Origin of the sequence: Streptomyces sp. NPDC004134, from assembly GCF_042874195.1 — a bacterium.
Classification (GTDB): Bacteria; Actinomycetota; Actinomycetes; order Streptomycetales; family Streptomycetaceae; genus Streptomyces.
This window is the reverse complement of the sequence record NZ_JBIAMS010000028.1, coordinates 106,272-122,215: the sequence shown is the minus strand read 5'-3', so window position 1 is coordinate 122,215 and position 15,944 is coordinate 106,272. Positions and strand designations below refer to the sequence as shown.

The window sequence follows — 15,944 nt, the reverse complement described above, 5'->3', positions numbered from 1 at the left end:
GCACGCTGCGCGAGAACACCTATATACAAACCACGCTTGTGCACCGGACTCCCGCTCACCAGGCCACCACCTCAACCAGCGCCGAAACACCCGACTACGCCCACCCAGCATCCGCCATCCCACTTGGCCACCAATACACCGGCGACTTGGTGTTCACTTGGCGATTCTCCAATTTGCAATTCCACTGGGTGGGCGCAGGGTTCAGGGAGTGATGACCTGCGGCGTACCGGCGGGCGTGTCCTCGTCGGCTTCCATTTCCTCGGCAATACGCATGGCTTCGTCGATAAGCGTTTCGACAATCTTGGATTCCGGCACCGTGGCGACGACCTTCCCCTTGACGAAGATCTGCCCCTTGCCGTTGCCCGACGCCACGCCGAGGTCGGCGTCACGGGCCTCGCCGGGACCGTTGACGACGCAGCCCATCACGGCGACGCGCAGCGGCACCTCCATGCCGTCGAGCCCGGCGGTCACCTCGTTGGCCAGCTTGTAGACGTCCACCTGCGCCCGGCCGCACGAGGGGCACGAGACGATCTCCAGACGGCGCTCCTTGAGCCCGAGGGACTCCAGGATCGCCGCGCCGACCTTGACCTCCTCGGCCGGCGGCGCCGACAGCGACACCCGGATCGTGTCGCCGATGCCGTCGGCCAGCAGCGCGCCGAAGGCCACCGCGGACTTCACCGTGCCCTGGAACTCGGGCCCCGCCTCGGTCACGCCGAGGTGCAGCGGGTAGTCGCAGGCCGCGGCCAGCTTGCGGTACGCATTGATCATCACGACCGGGTCGTGGTGCTTCACGGAGATCTTGATGTCCCGGAAGCCGTGCTCCTCGAAGAGCGAGCACTCCCACAGCGCCGACTCCACCAGGGCGTCCGGCGTCGCGCTCCCGTACTTGTCCATCAGCCGCTTGTCCAGCGAGCCCGCGTTCACGCCGATGCGGATCGGCACCTGGGCGTCCGCCGCGGCCTTGGCGATCTCACCGACCTTGTCGTCGAACGCCTTGATGTTGCCCGGGTTCACGCGGACCGCGGCGCAGCCCGCGTCGATCGCCGCGAAGACGTACCGCGGCTGGAAGTGAATGTCGGCGATCACCGGGATCTGCGACTTGCGCGCGATCTCCGGCAGCGCGTCGGCGTCGTCGGCCGAGGGCACGGCGACCCGTACGATCTGGCAACCCGACGCCGTCAGCTCCGCGATCTGCTGGAGCGTCGCGTTCACGTCGGCCGTCACGGTCGTGCACATGGACTGCACGCTCACCGGGGCGTCGCCGCCGACGAGCACGGCTCGGTCGTCATGGCCCAGCCTGAGCTGCCGGCTCTTGCGCCGGGGAGACACCTGCTGGGGCACCTTGGGCATGCCGAGGTCCACCACGTCTGATCATCCTCTCGATATCTGTCGTGCTGGGCCGGCACCGGTGGCGGGCCCCTCGGGTTCGGTCTGGGGGGCGGGCGGTCAGCGGTCGCGGTACGCGACGTACTCCACCATCAGGTCCAGCCGCTCCCGCCAGCCGTCCGCCAGCGGCGCACCCTGGAGGGCCGTGCGGGCGGTCCCGACGAGCTGGTCGATGTGCTCCTCGACCTCCTGGCGTACGCCGGACGCGAGCATCGCGGCGCTGAGCGCCTCGGTGTCCCACGTGCGCGCCGCCACCAGCTCGGCGACCCGGGCGTCCTTCGTGGCGGCGAGGGCGAGCAGGAGGTTCATCTTGTGCTCGCTGACGTCGAGTCCGGCCGGCTTGCCGGTCGCCTCGGAGTCGCCGAAGGCGTCGAGCAGGTCGTCGCGGAGCTGGAACGCCTCGCCGGCGGCCACGCCGTACGCCTCGAACACCTGCTGGAGGTCCTGCCGCCCGGCGAGGGACGCGCCGAGGGCGAGGGGGCGGTGGATGGTGTACCGGCCGGACTTGCAGACCGCGATCCAGCGGGCGAGGTCCGTGTCCGGCTTCGGCTCGGCGGCCAGCGCGATGTCGAGCTGCTGGCCCACGAGCATCTCGGTGCCCAGGTCGGTCCAGATCTCCATGGCCGGGCCGGTCAGCCCGGCGGCGAGCCGGGTGGCGTAGCCGTACGCGAGGGCGCCGGCCAGGATGCCGATCCCCTCGCCGTAGCGGCGGGGTTCGCCGGTCCAGCCCTTGTCCGCGTGGATGGCGGCGTGCTTGGCGTGCAGCGTCGGCGCGCCGCGGCGGGTGGGCGCGTTGTCGAGGATGTCGTCGTGCAGCAGGGCGGAGGCGTGCAGCAGCTCCAGCGCCGCGGCGGCGCCGATGACCGCGTCCTCGGCGGCCGAGCCGTCGACGGCACCGCCGGCCGCCAGGTAGCCGCTCACGCAGAAGGTGGGCCGCAGCCGCTTGCCGCCGGCCGCGATCAGCTCCGCGATGCCCTCGATGGGCAGCGCCGCGCGCGCGTCGACCGCCTGCCAGCGGGCGATCTCGGCGCTCAGCAGCTCCTCGACGCGCGCGACGGCGCGGCCGACCAGCTCCTCGGTGGCGTCGTCCACGGGGAGGTCCTTGCCGGCGCCGGCGGCCTTCTTCTTCGGCAGTTCGAGCCCCGAAGGGGGCCGGAAGACGACGGTCTCCTTGGCGGTGACCTCTGTCTCGACGTCGGCGTACCCGAGGGACGCGAGGCGCTCGATGACCTCTTCGACCAGCACCTCGGGGGCGCTCGCGCCGGAGCTGACGCCGACCGTGCTGACGCCCTCCAGCCAGGCGGGGTCGAGGTGGTCGACGTTCGGCAGCAGCTTGGCCTCGGCGCCGGCGGCCTGCGCGACCTCCACCATCCGCACGGTGTTGCTGGAGTTGGCGGAGCCGACGACGAGCACGAGTTCGCTGCGCCAGGCGATCGACTTCACCGCGGTCTGCCGGTTCTGGCTGGCGTAGCAGATGTCCTCGCTGCCCGCGCCGACGATCTCGGGGAACCGCTCGCGCAGCACGGACACGATCTCCTCGGTGTCGTCCACCGAGAGAGTGGTCTGGGTGAGGAACGCGGCGCGCGTGCCCTCCGGCAGCTCCAGGTTCCTGGCCGCCTCCGCGTCCTCCACGATGATCGTGCGGTCCGGGGCCTCCCCGTAGGTGCCCTCGATCTCCTCGTGGTCGGCGTGCCCGACGAGGAGCAGCGTCCGCTCGTCACGGGCGAACCGGATCGCCTCCTGGTGCACCTTGGCCACGAGGGGGCAGGTCGCGTCGATGACCTGGAGGCTGCGCCGCGCCGCGTTGCTGCGCACCTCGGGGGAGACGCCGTGCGCCGAGAAGATGCACACCGCGCCGTCCGGCACCTCGGTCTCGGAGTCGACGAACCTGACGCCCCGCTGCTCCAGCCGGCGTACCACGTGCTCGTTGTGGACGATCTGCTTGCGTACGTACAGCGGCGCGCCGTGAATCTCGAGCGCACGCTCGACGATCTCAATGGCCCTGATCACTCCCGCGCAGAAGCCGCGCGGCTCTGCGAGAATGAGCTTCTTGCCGCCCGATTGCTTCTTGTTATCCACCGCGGTAGCCATATGGAAAAGACTGCGGAACCGCGGCTGCGAGCGTCAAGGATCATTGCGGGGCAACATATTGTCACCGGTATGCCAGGGCGCATCTCGCCTGGTCAGCCGGGGTACGCGGCCCTGCGGCCGGGTGGATGAAGGGCAACCGATTAAAGCACGGAAAGTCCCGGAAGAGTCATGGCACGCAGTGCCTGTGAACGGCTTGGCCCGGACTGTGCCGCGAGTTGGCAGCGGCTTGACGGCGGAGCCGGCAATGCGTTCCCGCAGGCAGCTTCCCGATTGACCCGCGCCGCGGCCCGGGACGCACCGGCAGCGCGGCCCGGCGACGGGGGTTCCGCCAAGTCGGCGCCAACCCGTTCCACAGTCAGGGCCAAGCCGGGTGACGGACGCTGGGCAGGTTGAGCTGATAGCTGCCCCAGCAATCTGACCTGACTTCGACCGTCGACCCCCATCGACTTGCGGAGGATTCCATGTCCGGTGCTGCTGACGTCGAGCGTGTCTATTCAGCCATGGAGGAAGCGGCCGGCCTCCTCGATATCACGGTCTCCCGGGAAAAGGTCAGACCCGCTCTGGAGGCGTACCACGAGGTGCTCGCCGACGCCGTGGTGGTCTTCTCCATGGCGAGCGGGCGGTACGCGACGGAGCTGGACTTCAGCATCTCGGTGCCGGCGGAGGCCGGCGACCCGTACCGCGTGGCGTTAGCCGAGGGGTTGACCCCCCGCACCGACCACCCCGTCGGCAGGCTGCTCGCCGACACCCAGGAACACTGCCCCGTCAGCATGTTCGCCTTCGACGGCGAGATCACCGGCGGGTTCAAGAAGACGTATGCCTTCTTCCCCACGAAGGATCTGCCGAGCGCGGCGAAGCTGGCCGGGATCCCCTCCATGCCGGACAGCGTGCGGGAGAACGCCGGGCTGTTCGCGCGCTACGGCCTCGACAAGGTGCAGATGACGTCGATCGACTACAACAAGAAGACGGTCAACCTGTACTTCAGCGAGATGTCCCCCGACATCCTCGGCCCCGGGGCCGTCCGGTCGATGATCCGCGACATGGGGCTGCAGGAGACCGGCGAGGTGGGGCTGACGTTCGCGCGCCGCTCGTTCTCCGTCTACCCGACGCTGAACTGGGAGAGCGGCAGGATCGAGCGGCTCTGCTTCGCCGTGATCAGCAGGGACCCCACGCTGGCGCCGGCCGAACGGGACGAGGACCTGGCGAAGTTCTCGACGTACGCGCACAACGCGCCGTACGCCTACGCGGGCGAGGCACGCACCCTCGTCTACGGCCTCACGCTCACGCCCCACGAGGAGTACTACAAGCTCGGCTCGTACTACCAGATCAGCGACATCCAGCGGAAGTTGCTCAAGGCGTTCGACTCGCTCAACGACTAGACCGTCCGCTCGGCCGGAAGGGCCGGTGTCCCCTGCGCGGGAACGCCGGCCCCTCCGCCGTCCGTACGGACGGTGCCCTAGAGGGCGAGCGCGATGTCGACGTCCGCCAGCTCGGCCTGGATGCCGATGGCGGTGATCCGCCCGTCGTCGACGGTGAAGCGGAACGCGAGCCGCGGCCGGCCGCCCTTCGCCCACACCAGCCCGGCCGTCCCGTCGATGAGCGCGGGCACCGGTGCCCAGGCGCGGCCGGCGAAGACGCGGGTGACGGCGTCGGCGCCGCGCAGCTCGGCGTCGACTCCCATCTGCACGGCGGTCGGGTCGGAGCGCAGCACGATGTCCGGGTCCAGCATCGACAGCAGGGCCTCGAAGTTGCCCTCGCGGGACGCGGCGAGGAAGGCGTTGGCCAGATCGGACTTGCCCTTCTTGGGCGCGTCCGCCTTCTCGTCGTACACGCCGACGGCCGCGGTCCTGGCCAGCGGCGCGGCCCGCTGCACGCGGCGGCGGGCGCGGCTGGCCAACTGGCGGGCGGCGGCGGGGGAGCGGTCGACGATTTTCGCTATCTCCTCGAAGGGGACGGCGAACATGTCGTGCAGCACGAACGCCAGCCGCTCGGCGGGCGTGAGGGTGTCGAGCACCACCAGCAGCGCGACGCCGACGGAGTCGGCGAGGACCGCCTCCTCCTCCGGGTCGTCCGGCGCGGCCTCGCCGTGCCCCTCGCCGGCCTCGGTGGTGTCCACCAGGTCCTCGGGGCGTGACTTGCGGGACTGGAGCATGTTCAGCGAGACCCGGGCGACGATCGTCGTCAGCCAGCCGCTGAGGTTCTCCACCTCGTCGGTGCGCGAGCGGCTCAGCCGGATCCACGCCTCCTGGACCGCGTCGTCGGCTTCCGCGGCGGAGCCGAGCATCCGGTACGAGAGCGCGCGCAAACGGGGGCGATCACTTTCGAACCGCTCGGCCAGCCAGTCGTGATCACTCATCTGGTCAAGTCCTCTCCCCGGATCCTGCCAAGTTGGTGACCGGCGGGATCCCGCCGATGTGATGAGCCGGGAACCGCCACCGGCCCGGTGCCGTGCCACGTCGCCGCCTCCCGTCCGTGCCGGTCGCGGCTGTCAGTGACAACAGCCGGCAACGAGCTTACTCCGTAGGGCGACGGCCGTGACCTGCGCCTCCGCTCCGGCAGGCGGATACACGTCCGGTACGTGCCGGACGAGCACTTCCGCGCCGGAGCGCCGGCCCCCGTCCCCGCGGCCGCGGGCGGCCCGCGCGGTGCCGCGGGCGGGGGCCGGCGGCGCCGGTTACGCGCGTTCCGCGGTGAAGAAGACGAACGTGCCGGGACCCCACTCCTCGCGGATCCGCAGACCGGCGTCCGCCAGCAACTGCTTGAGCGCGTCCGGGTCGAACGGGCGCGGCCCGACCCGGTATTCGGCGGGGGTGTGGGCGGCGACGAAGTGGCGGTAGACGGGGTCGTCCGAGTTCCGGAACGTCATCACCGTGAACGTGCCGCCGGGCCGCAGGCACCGCCCGACCTCGGCGACGGCCGCCGCCGGGTCGGGGAACGCCTGGAGCGCGTTCCAGCACAGCACCGCGCCCAGGCTCGCGTCCTTGAAGGGCAGCGGCGCGGCGCCGGACCTGATCGCCGGGACCCCGGCGAGCCGGGCGCGCAGCATCGAGAGCATCGGGCCGGTCGCGTCGAGCGCGATGACGCGCTCCGCGCCGACGGCGTCCGCGAGGACGCCGGTCCAGCGGCCCGCGCCGCAGCCGAGGTCGAGCACCGGGCCCTCGACCGGGCGGACGTGCCGGGCCAGGTAGTCGTCCTCGACGCCGGTGGTCACCGCGTCGTCCCAGTTGCTGCCGCACAGCCGCAGGAAGTTGGGGCGGGCGATCCGCTCGTAGAAGAGGGTCATGCCGGGCGTCTCGGCGACCATGAAGTCGAAGTCGTCGGCCTCGTCCCCGGCCATGGTCTTGGTGAGGTCCAGGATGCCGGCCGAGATCGGGTACGCCGTGTCGCACCGCGTGCACCGCGCCCGGCGCGCGGCGACCTCGAAGGCGCCGCCGCAGCCCGGGCAGCTCAGCGCCGGCTCGTGCGCGTCGAAGAGACCGACCGCCGGGTCGGCCGCGCGGACAACCTTCTCGTCCGGCGGGAAGTCGACCTCGGCCGGTACGGCGGGGGAGGTCCAGTTGCGCACCGCCCAGTACGCCTTGGCGCCGAGGCCGGCGAAGGCCGTCCCGGTATCGGCGCGCCAGCCGCGTTCGACCTCCTCCGGCGACATCGCCTCGATCCAGCGCTTGTCGAAGTCGCCCTCCGCGCCGTACCGCTGCCAGGCGGCCGGGGAGGGGAACACCCGGCCGAGAACGGGGTGTTCGGGGTCCAGCGTGGCCAGCGCCCGGTCGAGCCGGGAGTAGTCGTCCTCGTGCAGGCCGGCCTGGGTCGCCGCGGCGAGCACGGGCTCGCGGGCCGCGGGGAAGTGCGCCAGCAGGTAGCACAGCGCCAGGAAGAGCGGGTCGCCCTGGTCGAGGCCGGCCGCCAGGGCGGTGTAGGCGTCGAGGCCGGCGCCGGCCGCGGTGGCGATGGGGCCGTCGGCCGACGGATACTCGGTCTCGACGAGGAGGCCGAGCAGCACCGCCGCGTAGCCGCGTCTCCGGTCGTCCAGCGCCTCGAAGCGGCCGGCGAGCTCCCGCGCGGCCGGCAGGGCGAGGCCGGTGGCGGCACCGTCCCGCCACAGCTCGCCGGTCAACTGCCGGAACTCCGCGTCGAGACGGTCGTCCGGTGCGTCCACGAAGGCGCTGACGAGTTGGTGCACCTTCGCCGGGGCGGCGGAAGCGCTCATGTGCGATCCTTTCGCGATAGGCAGGTGGGGCTGCGTAAGGCGGTATTGGCGCGCGCCGGATGCAGGACTCTGCCGCGGGCGGTCGGAATGTCAGCCGCTGAGCAGGTCATCCGCGGAACACGGTTTCGCAGGAATGCTGCAGCCAAGGAATCATGCCCCCAGTTTAGTTGCCGGACGCTTCCCCCGCCTTCTCCCGGCGCGATCATCTTATGGGGGAAAGCCCGCTTCCTGCCCGGGGACGGATCGAGCGATCCGGTGGGGGCAATATATTGCTATACCGCGCGGACAACGCCCCGGTGAGAGCTCAGGCGGCGGTCCAGGCGCGGAGTTTCTCGGGGTTGAGCACGGCCCAGATATGGGTGATGCGGTCCCGGTCGATGTCGAAGGCCAGGACCGCGATGGTCCTGCCGTTCCGCCGGCTGACCAGACCAGGCTGGCCGTTGACCGTACGCTCCAGGATCGTCAGCGGGGCCCGGGCCGCCAGGCCGGCGCAGGCGATGGCGATCTCCTTGCCGCCGGTGACCGGATGGGGGGCCGCGGCCGCCAGCCCGCCGCCGTCGGCGGTCACGGTGGCGTTCGGATCCAGCAGCCCGATCAGGGCGTCGATGTCCTGGGCCTCCCAGACCTGCCGGAACTCCCGGACGATGCCCGCCCTCCTGGCCGGCGCGGTCGCGGGGGCACGGGCCGGCCGGATCCGGCGCCGGGCGGAGGAGGCCAACTGGCGGCAGGCGCCCGGCGACCGGCCGACGATCCCGGCCACCTCCGCGAAGGAGTACCGGAACACGTCGTGCAGCACGAAGGCCACCCGCTCGGCCGGCGTCATCGACTCCAGCACCACCAGGAAAGCCATGCTCACGGACTCGTCCAGGGTGATCCGGTCGGCCGGGTCCATGTGGCTGCCGCCGGCGCGGGCGGTGGTCCACTCGGTGTGCTCCGGCAGCGGCTCGGGAATCCACTGCCCGACGTACGTCTCGCGCCGCACCCGCGCCGAGTTCAGCAGGTTCAGGCAGATCCGGCTGGTCACCGTCGTCAGCCAGGCCCCCGGGGACTCGATGGCCTCCTGCTCCGCCCGCGGCATCGCGTACCAGCGGGCGTACGTCTCCTGCACCGCGTCCTCGGCGTCGGAGAGCGAACCCAGCAGCCGGTAGGCCAGGTTGATCATCTGGCGCCGCTCGCCCATGATCACACCCAGGCTCGCGTCCGGTGCCGCGGACCCCGGCCCCGACTCGGTGGTCATCGCGCCACCAGCCTCCTCCACGCAACCGCCCTCGGTATCTCGTCAAGGTAACCCACCCGGACACCGGCGCCGCGCGCGCCTCACATTCGGCCGACGTGCCTTGTCGTACAGAAGAGACGCACATATCCACGTGCGAGCAGGGCGCTTTCGAGCCGCGTTCCCTTCCCTCACCCGGCCGGCCCCTGCTCGTTCGTGTTCCGGCCGGCGGAATCCGGCCGACTCGGCGCAGGGACTCACGAACCGATCACCACGGTGGAGGCGATGGAGTATGGCAGTGGAGTACAGCCCCTACGACGAGCAGCTCAACGTCGACCCTTATCCGCTGTATGCGCAGCTTCGCGAAAAGGCGCCCGTTCACCACAACGAGGAGCTGGACATCTGGGCGCTGTCGCGGCACGCGGACGTCGACGCCGCGCTGCGCGACTCGGCGGGCTTCTCCAGCGCCAACGGCCCGTTGCTGGACTCCGCCATCTGGGGACCCGACGCGCACAAGGTGATGTCGTTCAACGCCATGGACCCGCCGGACCACACCCGGACCCGGGCCCTGGTGTCCGGCGTGTTCAGCCCCCGGCACATGAACGGGCTCGAGGACCGGATCCGCGACATCGTGCGCGCCCACCTCGACCCGGCGCTGGAGCGCGAGTCGTTCGACTTCGTCGCCGACATCGCGGCCACCGTCCCGATGGACGTCATCTCGGAGCTGATCGGCGTCCCGCACGGGGACCGGGCGGAGGCGCGCCGCCTCATCCACCTCGCCTTCCACCGCCCGCCCGGCGCCCGCGACCTCACGCCGGAGAACGCCCAGGCGATGGGCGAGCTGGCCGGCTACTACCTGCGCTGGGTCGGCGAACGGCGCCGCGACCCCGGCACCGACCTGCTGACCTCGCTGGGCCAGGCGCGCCCCGACGGCGCGCCCCTGACCGACGAGCAGATCGTCGCCGTGCTGGGGCTGCTGGTCACGGCGGGGTACGAGACGAGCCTGCGGATGCTGGGCAACGCCTGGTACTGGGCGTGGCGCAACCCGGACCAGCGCGCCCGCGCGTTCGACGGCGGGATCAGCGAGTGGGTCGAGGAGACGCTGCGCTACGACACGCCCGTGCAGTACATGGTCCGTACCCTCACCGAGGACCGCACCCTGCACGGCGTCCCCGTGCCCGCGGGCGCGCGCGTCCTGTGCCTGATCGCCGCCGCCAACCGCGACCCCGAGGTGTTCCCGGACGCCGAGCGCTTCGACCTCGGCCGCGACACCCGCCGCGTGATCAGCTTCGGCGGCGGCCCGCACTACTGCCTCGGCGCCCCGCTGGCCCGGCTCGAGGCGCGCGTCGTCCTGGCCGAACTGGCGCGCCGCATCAGCGCGTACGAGATCGACGCGGACCGCGCCGTCCGCGTCTACACCACCAACATCCGGGGCTTCTCCTCGCTGCCCACCACCATCAAGCTCCGCTGACGGCTGAGGATCGCGTATGAGGTTCGGCATCTCGACGTTCGTGACCGACAAGGGGATCGCACCCGCCGCGCTCGGCGTGGCGGTGGAGGAGCGCGGGTTCGACTCGCTGTTCGTCACCGAGCACAGCCACATCCCCGCCAGCCGGGACACGCCCTTCCCCGGCGGCGGCGAACTGCCCCAGGTCTACTACCGCACCTTCGACCCGATCGTGACGCTGACCGCCGCCGCCGTCGTCACCGAGCGGATCCGGCTCGGCACCGGCATCGCGCTGATCCCGCAGCGCGACCCGATCCTCCTCGCCAAGGAGATGGCCTCGCTCGACCAGGTCTCCGACGGCCGGGCCGTCCTCGGTATCGGCGCCGGCTGGAACCGCGAGGAGATGCGCGACCACGGCACGGACCCGCGCACCCGGTTCGCCCTGATGCGCGAGCGGGTGCTGGCGATGAAGGAGCTGTGGGCCCGTGAACTGGCCGAGTTCCACGGCGAGTACGTCGACTTCCCGCCGGCGTACTGCTGGCCGAAGCCGGCGCACCCGATCCCGGTGCTCGTCGGCGGCTGGGGGCCCGGGACGTTCGACCGGATCATCGAGTACGGCGACGGCTGGTTCCCGTTCGGTGCGAGCCCTCCGGCGCTCGTTCCCGCCGTCGCGGAGCTGCGGGAGCGCGCCGGGCGGCGGGTGCCGGTCGTCGTGCACGCGGCCCCGCCCGAGCCGAAGGCCGTCGCGGACCTGACGGAGGCGGGCGTGGACGAGATCACCTTCAACCTGCGGTCCGCGCCGCGCGACGAGACCCTGCGCCAGCTCGACCGGATGGCCGGGCTGCTGGGCTGACCGCCCGTCCCCCGGCCCGCGGGCCGGGGGACGCGGGTGGCTCAGGAGGAGGCGTCGGGGGCGTGCTTCATCAGCGCGGTCTCGCCGGCCGACCAGCCGCCGTCCACGGCGATGTCCGCGCCCGTCATGTACGAGGCCGCGTCGGAGACCAGGAAGGCCACCGCCTCGCCGATCTCCTCCGGGGTGCCGAGCCGGTCCAGCGGGGCGAACGGGAAGTTGCCCTCGCCGGGCCTGGCGCCGTTGGCGGCGGTCATCGGGGTGTAGACGAGGCCGGGGTGGACGGAGTTCACCCGTATCCGGTAGCGGCCCAGCTCCACCGCCGCCGTCTTCGTCAGGCCGCGGGCGCCCCACTTGGACGCCCCGTACCCCGCGGTCATGGGGTGCCCGTTCAGGCCCGTGGCGGAGCCGACGTTGACGATCGAGCCGCCGCCGGCCGCGCGCATCGCCGGGACCACCGACTTCACGCCGAGGAACACCCCGGTCAGGTTGACCTTCAGGGCATGTTCGAACTTCTCCAGCGTCTCGTCCTCGATCAGCGACCAGGAGTCGACCCCGGCGTTGTTGACCAGCCCGTCGAGCCTGCCGTAGCGCCCGACGACCGCGTCCACCACGGCCCGCCAGTCGTCCTCGACGGTCACGTCGTGGCGCAGGAACATCCCGCCGGCCTCGGCGGCGGTCTTCTCACCCTGCTCGCTGCCCCGCCCGGTCACCACCACCGCGGCACCGTCCCGGGCCAGACGGGCGACGACCGCCCGGCCCAGCCCGCCGGCGCCGCCCGTCACGATCACTACCTTGTCCTGCAAGCCAGACACGGTCGTTCCTCCCGGAGTTCCTGCGGTGGACGGAGCCGGCCGGGGCCGGCGCGGTACCGGGCGCGCGGCCCCGGGGCCGTTGCGGCTCCCGGCTCCCGGCTTCCGGCGGGTCAGAACCCGATGGCCTCGCGGAGCAGCAGGACGGTGCCGCGCCCGGGGTAGTAGTTCGGGTTGAAGGCGTGGAGGATGAGGACGCGGTTGAGGGCGCTGCCCACCCCGTACGCCTTCATGGCCCGCTCGTCCTCCAACTGGGTGCAGTGGGTTTCGAGCCGGCGCAGCCCGGTCTCCACGTCGGGCACCACCTTCTGCGCCCCGACGACCCAGATCGCGTGGTCGGCGCCGCCGGTGTAGCCGGTGAGCTGGCTTCCGCTGGCCGAGCCGATCACGAGGGAGCCGGTCTCGGTGACCGCGTGCACGCTGCCGACGATGACGTCGTGGTGGCCGAGCAGCCGCCGGATGTCGGTCCGCTGCGCCTTGCGGTCCATGGCCAGGCTCTTGGGCCTGACGGCGTCGTACCGCTCGCCGTTGAGATCCTCGTCGATGCCGGACAGGCGCAGCGTCTCGCTGGCCCCGGTGAACACGCTGGCGCCCTGGGGGATCAGGTCTTTGACGCGGGCACGCGCGGCCGCGGCGTCGTCGAGGATCTCCGCCTCGAAGCCGTTGCCCTTCAGCGCGGAGGCCACTTTCTCCAGGCGCTCCGCGGGCGCCGGCTCGGTGAACGACGGTGCCGGGGTCGTCATGGTTTCTCCTGGTGGGTCGGGTGTGGCTGATCTGAGTGAGCAGGCGGTGCCGTCCGGGCGCGATCGCGCGGGACGGAGAAGCGGGTCGTGGTGGTTCCCGGGCCGCCTGCTCGCCGGATGACGTGTTCGTCGTCTCCCTCTGTACGACAAGACACCCCGCCGGAATGTGACGCGGGCCGCCCCGCCGGGGTGACGGCAGGACCTGGGGCGGCCGGGAACCACCCCGGTGCCCGTCCGGGTGGTCCGGCCCGGCGGCACCGCGTCGCCGCCCTTCCGCCGGGGGGCGTGTCATTGGGGATACATGCAGGTCAGGGCGGTCTATCCGGTTTCGCGCGACCGTCCTCGCGGGCCGCTTGGCGATTTCTTGGCGGCCGGTTGGCGGTCGATTGGCGGCCGCAGAGGACGCCTTGACGGTGTCCGCGGCGGGTGCTTAGCGTCGGATGACATGACGGGATTACGGGAACCGGGGCAATTCCTGCCTGACCAGGTGCACGTGCTCGTGGTGGGAGCCGGTCCTGCCGGCATGGTGGCCGGCATCACCCTGGCCGGTTACGGCGTCGACGTCCTGCTCGTCGAGAAGCGCCCGGAGGCGTCCGAGCTGTCGCGGGCCATGCTCGTCAGCACCAGGACCATGGAGCTGATGCGCCGTTGGGGCCTGGAGGCGGCGGTGCGTGCCAAGGCGAGCGACGTCGAGGCGTACACGTACGTCACCGAGACCCTGGCCGCGGGAACCGGCACCGAGATGCCGATGGCCATCCCGACCAGGCCCGAGGCGGCCCTGGTCAGCCCGACCCGGCCGGCGTGGGCGCCGCAGGACGACCTGGAGCCCGTGCTCCTGGCGCATCTGCGCACGCTGCCGGCCGCGCGGGTGCGGCTCGGCTGCGAACTCACCGCCCTCTTCCAGGACGACGACGGGATCCGGGCCACGCTGCTCGACCGGGCGACCGGGACCAGCCACGTGGTCGAGGCGCACTACGTCATCGGCGGGGACGGCCCGTACAGCACCGTGCGCGAGCAACTCGGCATCGCCATGGAGGGCCTGGACCACCTGGGCGGCTACGAGTCGGTCCAGTTCCGGGCGGAGCTCGACGGCGTCATCGGGGACCCGGACCGCAAGCCCGCCGTCTACATGATCACCCGGCCCGACGCGGCCGGCTTCCTCAGCCGCCGCGGCCAGGGGGACCGGTGGAGCTTCGCGCGCGGCCGCGCCCCCGGCCAGCCGGGCCTTGCCGACCTCGACGACGCCGGGCTGGCCGCGCTGCTCGCCCGCGCGGCGGGCGTCGACGCGCTCCGGCCCCGGATCGAGCGGTTCAGCAGCTTTGCGCTCGCCGCCACGCTCGCCGAGCGGTACCGGGAGCGCCGCGGCTTCGTCGTCGGCGACGCCGCCCACCGGATGACGCCCCGCGGCGGCACCGGCATGAACACCGCGATCCAGGACGCCTTCGACCTCGGCTGGAAGCTCGCCTGGACGCTCCGGGGCTGGGCGCGGGACGACCTGCTCGACACCTACGAGACCGAGCGCCGCCCGGTCGGCAGGCACAACGTCGACTTCTCCGCCGCCCCGCCCACCGAGCCCGCCACCGCCGCGGAGACCCTGCCGTGGGACCTCAACGGGCGGCTGGCGCACCACTGGCTCGCGCCGGCGGCAGGCGCGGGCGACGAGCCGGTCTCCACCGTCGACCTGATCGGCGACGGGCTCACCCTGCTCGCCGGTCCCGAGGGGAAGCGCTGGACCGGGGCCGGGTCCCTCGGCACCGGGCCCGTGCCGCTCGCGGTGCACACCCTCGACCGGGCCACCGCCGACGCGCTCGGGCTGCCGCCCGCGGGAGCGATGCTCGTACGCCCCGACTGCCGCGAGATCCAGCGGTGGCGGGAGTACGAGGAGGCCGCGCCGCCCCGGGTGGAGTCCCTGGCCCCGGCCGCGCACGCGCTCCTCGCCGCCGACTGAGCGCACGGCCGGAACCGCCGCGGGCCGCCGCCCGGCGCGCCGCCGCGCGGCCGCCGCCCGCCTCACATTCCGGAGCGCTGTCCTGTCGGATGACCGGGGGCCGCCCCGGGGCGGCCTCCCGCCCGGCGCACGCGTGCCCGGCAGGTGCCGCCACGACCGTCCACGCACACCGCCCAAGTGCCCTCACGGAGGCTCCTCATGGCCCAGCCCCCCTTTCCGGCCCTGACCCCCAGCGCCACCGACTTCACGAAGGGCGGCGCGCTCTACATCGCCGCCGCGGCGACCGCACTGCCGCCCGCCATGCCCATCGAAGACGCCATTCGCGACGGGCTTTACACCCGGGAGAGCGCGGACATCGCCGAATACACCGGCGTCGCCATCGCGGACGAATCCAGCTCCATCCTCGACCTGGCGTCCGCCGCCGCCCTTTCGGCCACCGCGAGGTCGGACGTGCCGGCCGCCGACATACGCAGCCTGCTGTTCGTCAGCGTCTTCCCCTTCACGCACCCGCGCCTTTACAACCTGCCCGCGGCGATTGCGGAAGCGGTACGCGCGCCGAGCGCCTTCACCACCCAGATATCCAACGCGTCCTGCGCCGCCGGTGTCGACGCCCTCGTCATGGCCGGGCACCGCCTGCTGCTCACCGAGGACCCCGCCGCCCTCGTCGTCGCCGCCGAACTCTGGCGGATGCCGCACATCGACCGCTTCGACTGCAACCCGAACTTCGTCTTCGCCGACGGCGCCTCCGCCGTCGTGCTCGGCAGGACCGGCGGCTACGCCCGGCTGCTGTCCGGGGCGAGCCTCACCGACCCGACGCTGAGCGGGCTGCACGTCGAAGTCCCCTCGGACCGCACCCCCGTCGACGTCAGCGCCCGCGCCGGTGCGTTCTTCCAGCGGACCGGCCGGGACACCGCGGAGGTGCACGGCCGCCTCGAAGCGGGTCTGACGGCCACGATCGACAGTGCCCTGGCACTGGCCGGCGTCCGCCTGGACGACGTGGCGTGCGTGGTCCTGCCGGCGGTCGGGAGGACATTCCTGCAGCGGTATCTCGACATGCTGAAGATTCCCGTCTCACGCACCACGTGGGACTACTTCGCGACGACGAGCCACATCGGCCCCGGCGACCAGTTCAGCGCCCTCGAACACCTCGCGGAGAACGGCCGCTGCACCGGCGGCGACGTCATTCTCCTCATCGGCGAGGGCGTGGGCTTCCAGTTCGGCGTCGCCGTACTCGAAGTCCAGTAGTC

The 15,944-nt window shown here is 72.2% G+C and carries 13 protein-coding genes; 6 read left to right on the top strand and 7 right to left on the bottom strand.

What is annotated here, in order from left to right; translation table 11 throughout:
• The coding region (locus ACFYVJ_RS28970) for a hypothetical protein (RefSeq protein WP_388897515.1) at positions 1–212 on the top strand (212 nt) is incomplete at its 5' end.
• On the opposite strand, the gene ispG is transcribed toward ACFYVJ_RS28970, so the two are convergent.
• Entirely contained in the window at positions 202–1,350 is a 1,149-nt protein-coding gene (ispG, locus tag ACFYVJ_RS28965; protein ID WP_388897525.1) for a flavodoxin-dependent (E)-4-hydroxy-3-methylbut-2-enyl-diphosphate synthase, read from the bottom strand. The genes ACFYVJ_RS28970 and ispG overlap by 11 nt on opposite strands.
• Positions 1,351–1,446: 96 nt before the next feature.
• Positions 1,447–3,477, bottom strand: a complete 2,031-nt coding sequence (ispH, locus tag ACFYVJ_RS28960) for a 4-hydroxy-3-methylbut-2-enyl diphosphate reductase (protein WP_388897512.1) — start codon at positions 3,475–3,477, stop codon at positions 1,447–1,449.
• A 461-nt stretch (positions 3,478–3,938) separates the two neighbouring features.
• Here ispH and ACFYVJ_RS28955 point away from each other — a divergent pair, with 461 nt between their 5' ends.
• Positions 3,939–4,856 carry an aromatic prenyltransferase gene (locus ACFYVJ_RS28955; RefSeq protein WP_388897509.1) on the top strand — a complete coding sequence of 306 codons (918 nt, stop codon included), beginning with the start codon at positions 3,939–3,941 and terminating at the stop codon, positions 4,854–4,856.
• A 77-nt stretch (positions 4,857–4,933) separates the two neighbouring features.
• Here the strand turns inward: ACFYVJ_RS28955 and ACFYVJ_RS28950 are convergent, their stop codons facing one another.
• The 3 genes from ACFYVJ_RS28950 to sigJ form a co-directional block, all read right to left on the bottom strand.
• Positions 4,934–5,833, bottom strand: a complete 900-nt coding sequence (locus ACFYVJ_RS28950; protein ID WP_388897506.1) for a sigma-70 family RNA polymerase sigma factor — start codon at positions 5,831–5,833, stop codon at positions 4,934–4,936.
• A gap of 318 nt (positions 5,834–6,151) precedes the next feature.
• Positions 6,152–7,684, bottom strand: a complete 1,533-nt coding sequence (locus ACFYVJ_RS28945; RefSeq protein ID WP_388897504.1) for a class I SAM-dependent methyltransferase — start codon at positions 7,682–7,684, stop codon at positions 6,152–6,154.
• A 304-nt stretch (positions 7,685–7,988) separates the two neighbouring features.
• Positions 7,989–8,921 carry an RNA polymerase sigma factor SigJ gene (gene sigJ, locus ACFYVJ_RS28940; protein WP_388897502.1) on the bottom strand — a complete coding sequence of 311 codons (933 nt, stop codon included), beginning with the start codon at positions 8,919–8,921 and terminating at the stop codon, positions 7,989–7,991.
• 274 nt (positions 8,922–9,195) lie between these two features.
• Between sigJ and ACFYVJ_RS28935 the strand changes: the two genes are divergently transcribed.
• Both ACFYVJ_RS28935 and ACFYVJ_RS28930 read left to right on the top strand, forming a co-directional pair.
• Positions 9,196–10,368, top strand: a complete 1,173-nt coding sequence (locus ACFYVJ_RS28935) for a cytochrome P450 (RefSeq protein ID WP_388897500.1) — start codon at positions 9,196–9,198, stop codon at positions 10,366–10,368.
• Positions 10,369–10,384: 16 nt separating this feature from the next.
• A complete protein-coding gene (locus ACFYVJ_RS28930) occupies positions 10,385–11,197 on the top strand; it encodes an LLM class F420-dependent oxidoreductase (protein ID WP_388897498.1) in 813 nt (270 codons plus the stop codon).
• Positions 11,198–11,238: 41 nt separating this feature from the next.
• Here ACFYVJ_RS28930 and ACFYVJ_RS28925 read toward each other — a convergent pair whose 3' ends face one another.
• On the bottom strand, positions 11,239–12,009 hold the full coding sequence (locus ACFYVJ_RS28925) for a glucose 1-dehydrogenase (RefSeq protein ID WP_388897496.1): 771 nt from the start codon (positions 12,007–12,009) through the stop codon (positions 11,239–11,241).
• A gap of 110 nt (positions 12,010–12,119) precedes the next feature.
• Positions 12,120–12,749 (bottom strand): LUD domain-containing protein, encoded by a 630-nt coding sequence (locus ACFYVJ_RS28920; RefSeq protein WP_388897494.1) that lies wholly within the window; start codon positions 12,747–12,749, stop codon positions 12,120–12,122.
• 445 nt (positions 12,750–13,194) lie between these two features.
• Between ACFYVJ_RS28920 and ACFYVJ_RS28915 the strand changes: the two genes are divergently transcribed.
• Positions 13,195–14,697 carry an FAD-dependent monooxygenase gene (locus ACFYVJ_RS28915; RefSeq protein ID WP_388897492.1) on the top strand — a complete coding sequence of 501 codons (1,503 nt, stop codon included), beginning with the start codon at positions 13,195–13,197 and terminating at the stop codon, positions 14,695–14,697.
• 198 nt (positions 14,698–14,895) lie between these two features.
• Positions 14,896–15,942 carry a 3-oxoacyl-[acyl-carrier-protein] synthase III C-terminal domain-containing protein gene (locus tag ACFYVJ_RS28910; protein ID WP_388897490.1) on the top strand — a complete coding sequence of 349 codons (1,047 nt, stop codon included), beginning with the start codon at positions 14,896–14,898 and terminating at the stop codon, positions 15,940–15,942.
• Positions 15,943–15,944: the final 2 nt, after the last annotated feature.

Coding starts and splice junctions, on each gene's coding strand:
- ispG (WP_388897525.1), bottom strand. CDS start 1,350: ATGCCCAAGGTGCCCCAGCAGGTGTCTCCCCGGCGCAAGAGCCGGCAG.
- ispH (WP_388897512.1), bottom strand. CDS start 3,477: ATGGCTACCGCGGTGGATAACAAGAAGCAATCGGGCGGCAAGAAGCTC.
- ACFYVJ_RS28955 (WP_388897509.1), top strand. CDS start 3,939: ATGTCCGGTGCTGCTGACGTCGAGCGTGTCTATTCAGCCATGGAGGAA.
- ACFYVJ_RS28950 (WP_388897506.1), bottom strand. CDS start 5,833: ATGAGTGATCACGACTGGCTGGCCGAGCGGTTCGAAAGTGATCGCCCC.
- ACFYVJ_RS28945 (WP_388897504.1), bottom strand. CDS start 7,684: ATGAGCGCTTCCGCCGCCCCGGCGAAGGTGCACCAACTCGTCAGCGCC.
- sigJ (WP_388897502.1), bottom strand. CDS start 8,921: ATGACCACCGAGTCGGGGCCGGGGTCCGCGGCACCGGACGCGAGCCTG.
- ACFYVJ_RS28930 (WP_388897498.1), top strand. CDS start 10,385: ATGAGGTTCGGCATCTCGACGTTCGTGACCGACAAGGGGATCGCACCC.
- ACFYVJ_RS28920 (WP_388897494.1), bottom strand. CDS start 12,749: ATGACGACCCCGGCACCGTCGTTCACCGAGCCGGCGCCCGCGGAGCGC.
- ACFYVJ_RS28915 (WP_388897492.1), top strand. CDS start 13,195: ATGACGGGATTACGGGAACCGGGGCAATTCCTGCCTGACCAGGTGCAC.
- ACFYVJ_RS28910 (WP_388897490.1), top strand. CDS start 14,896: ATGGCCCAGCCCCCCTTTCCGGCCCTGACCCCCAGCGCCACCGACTTC.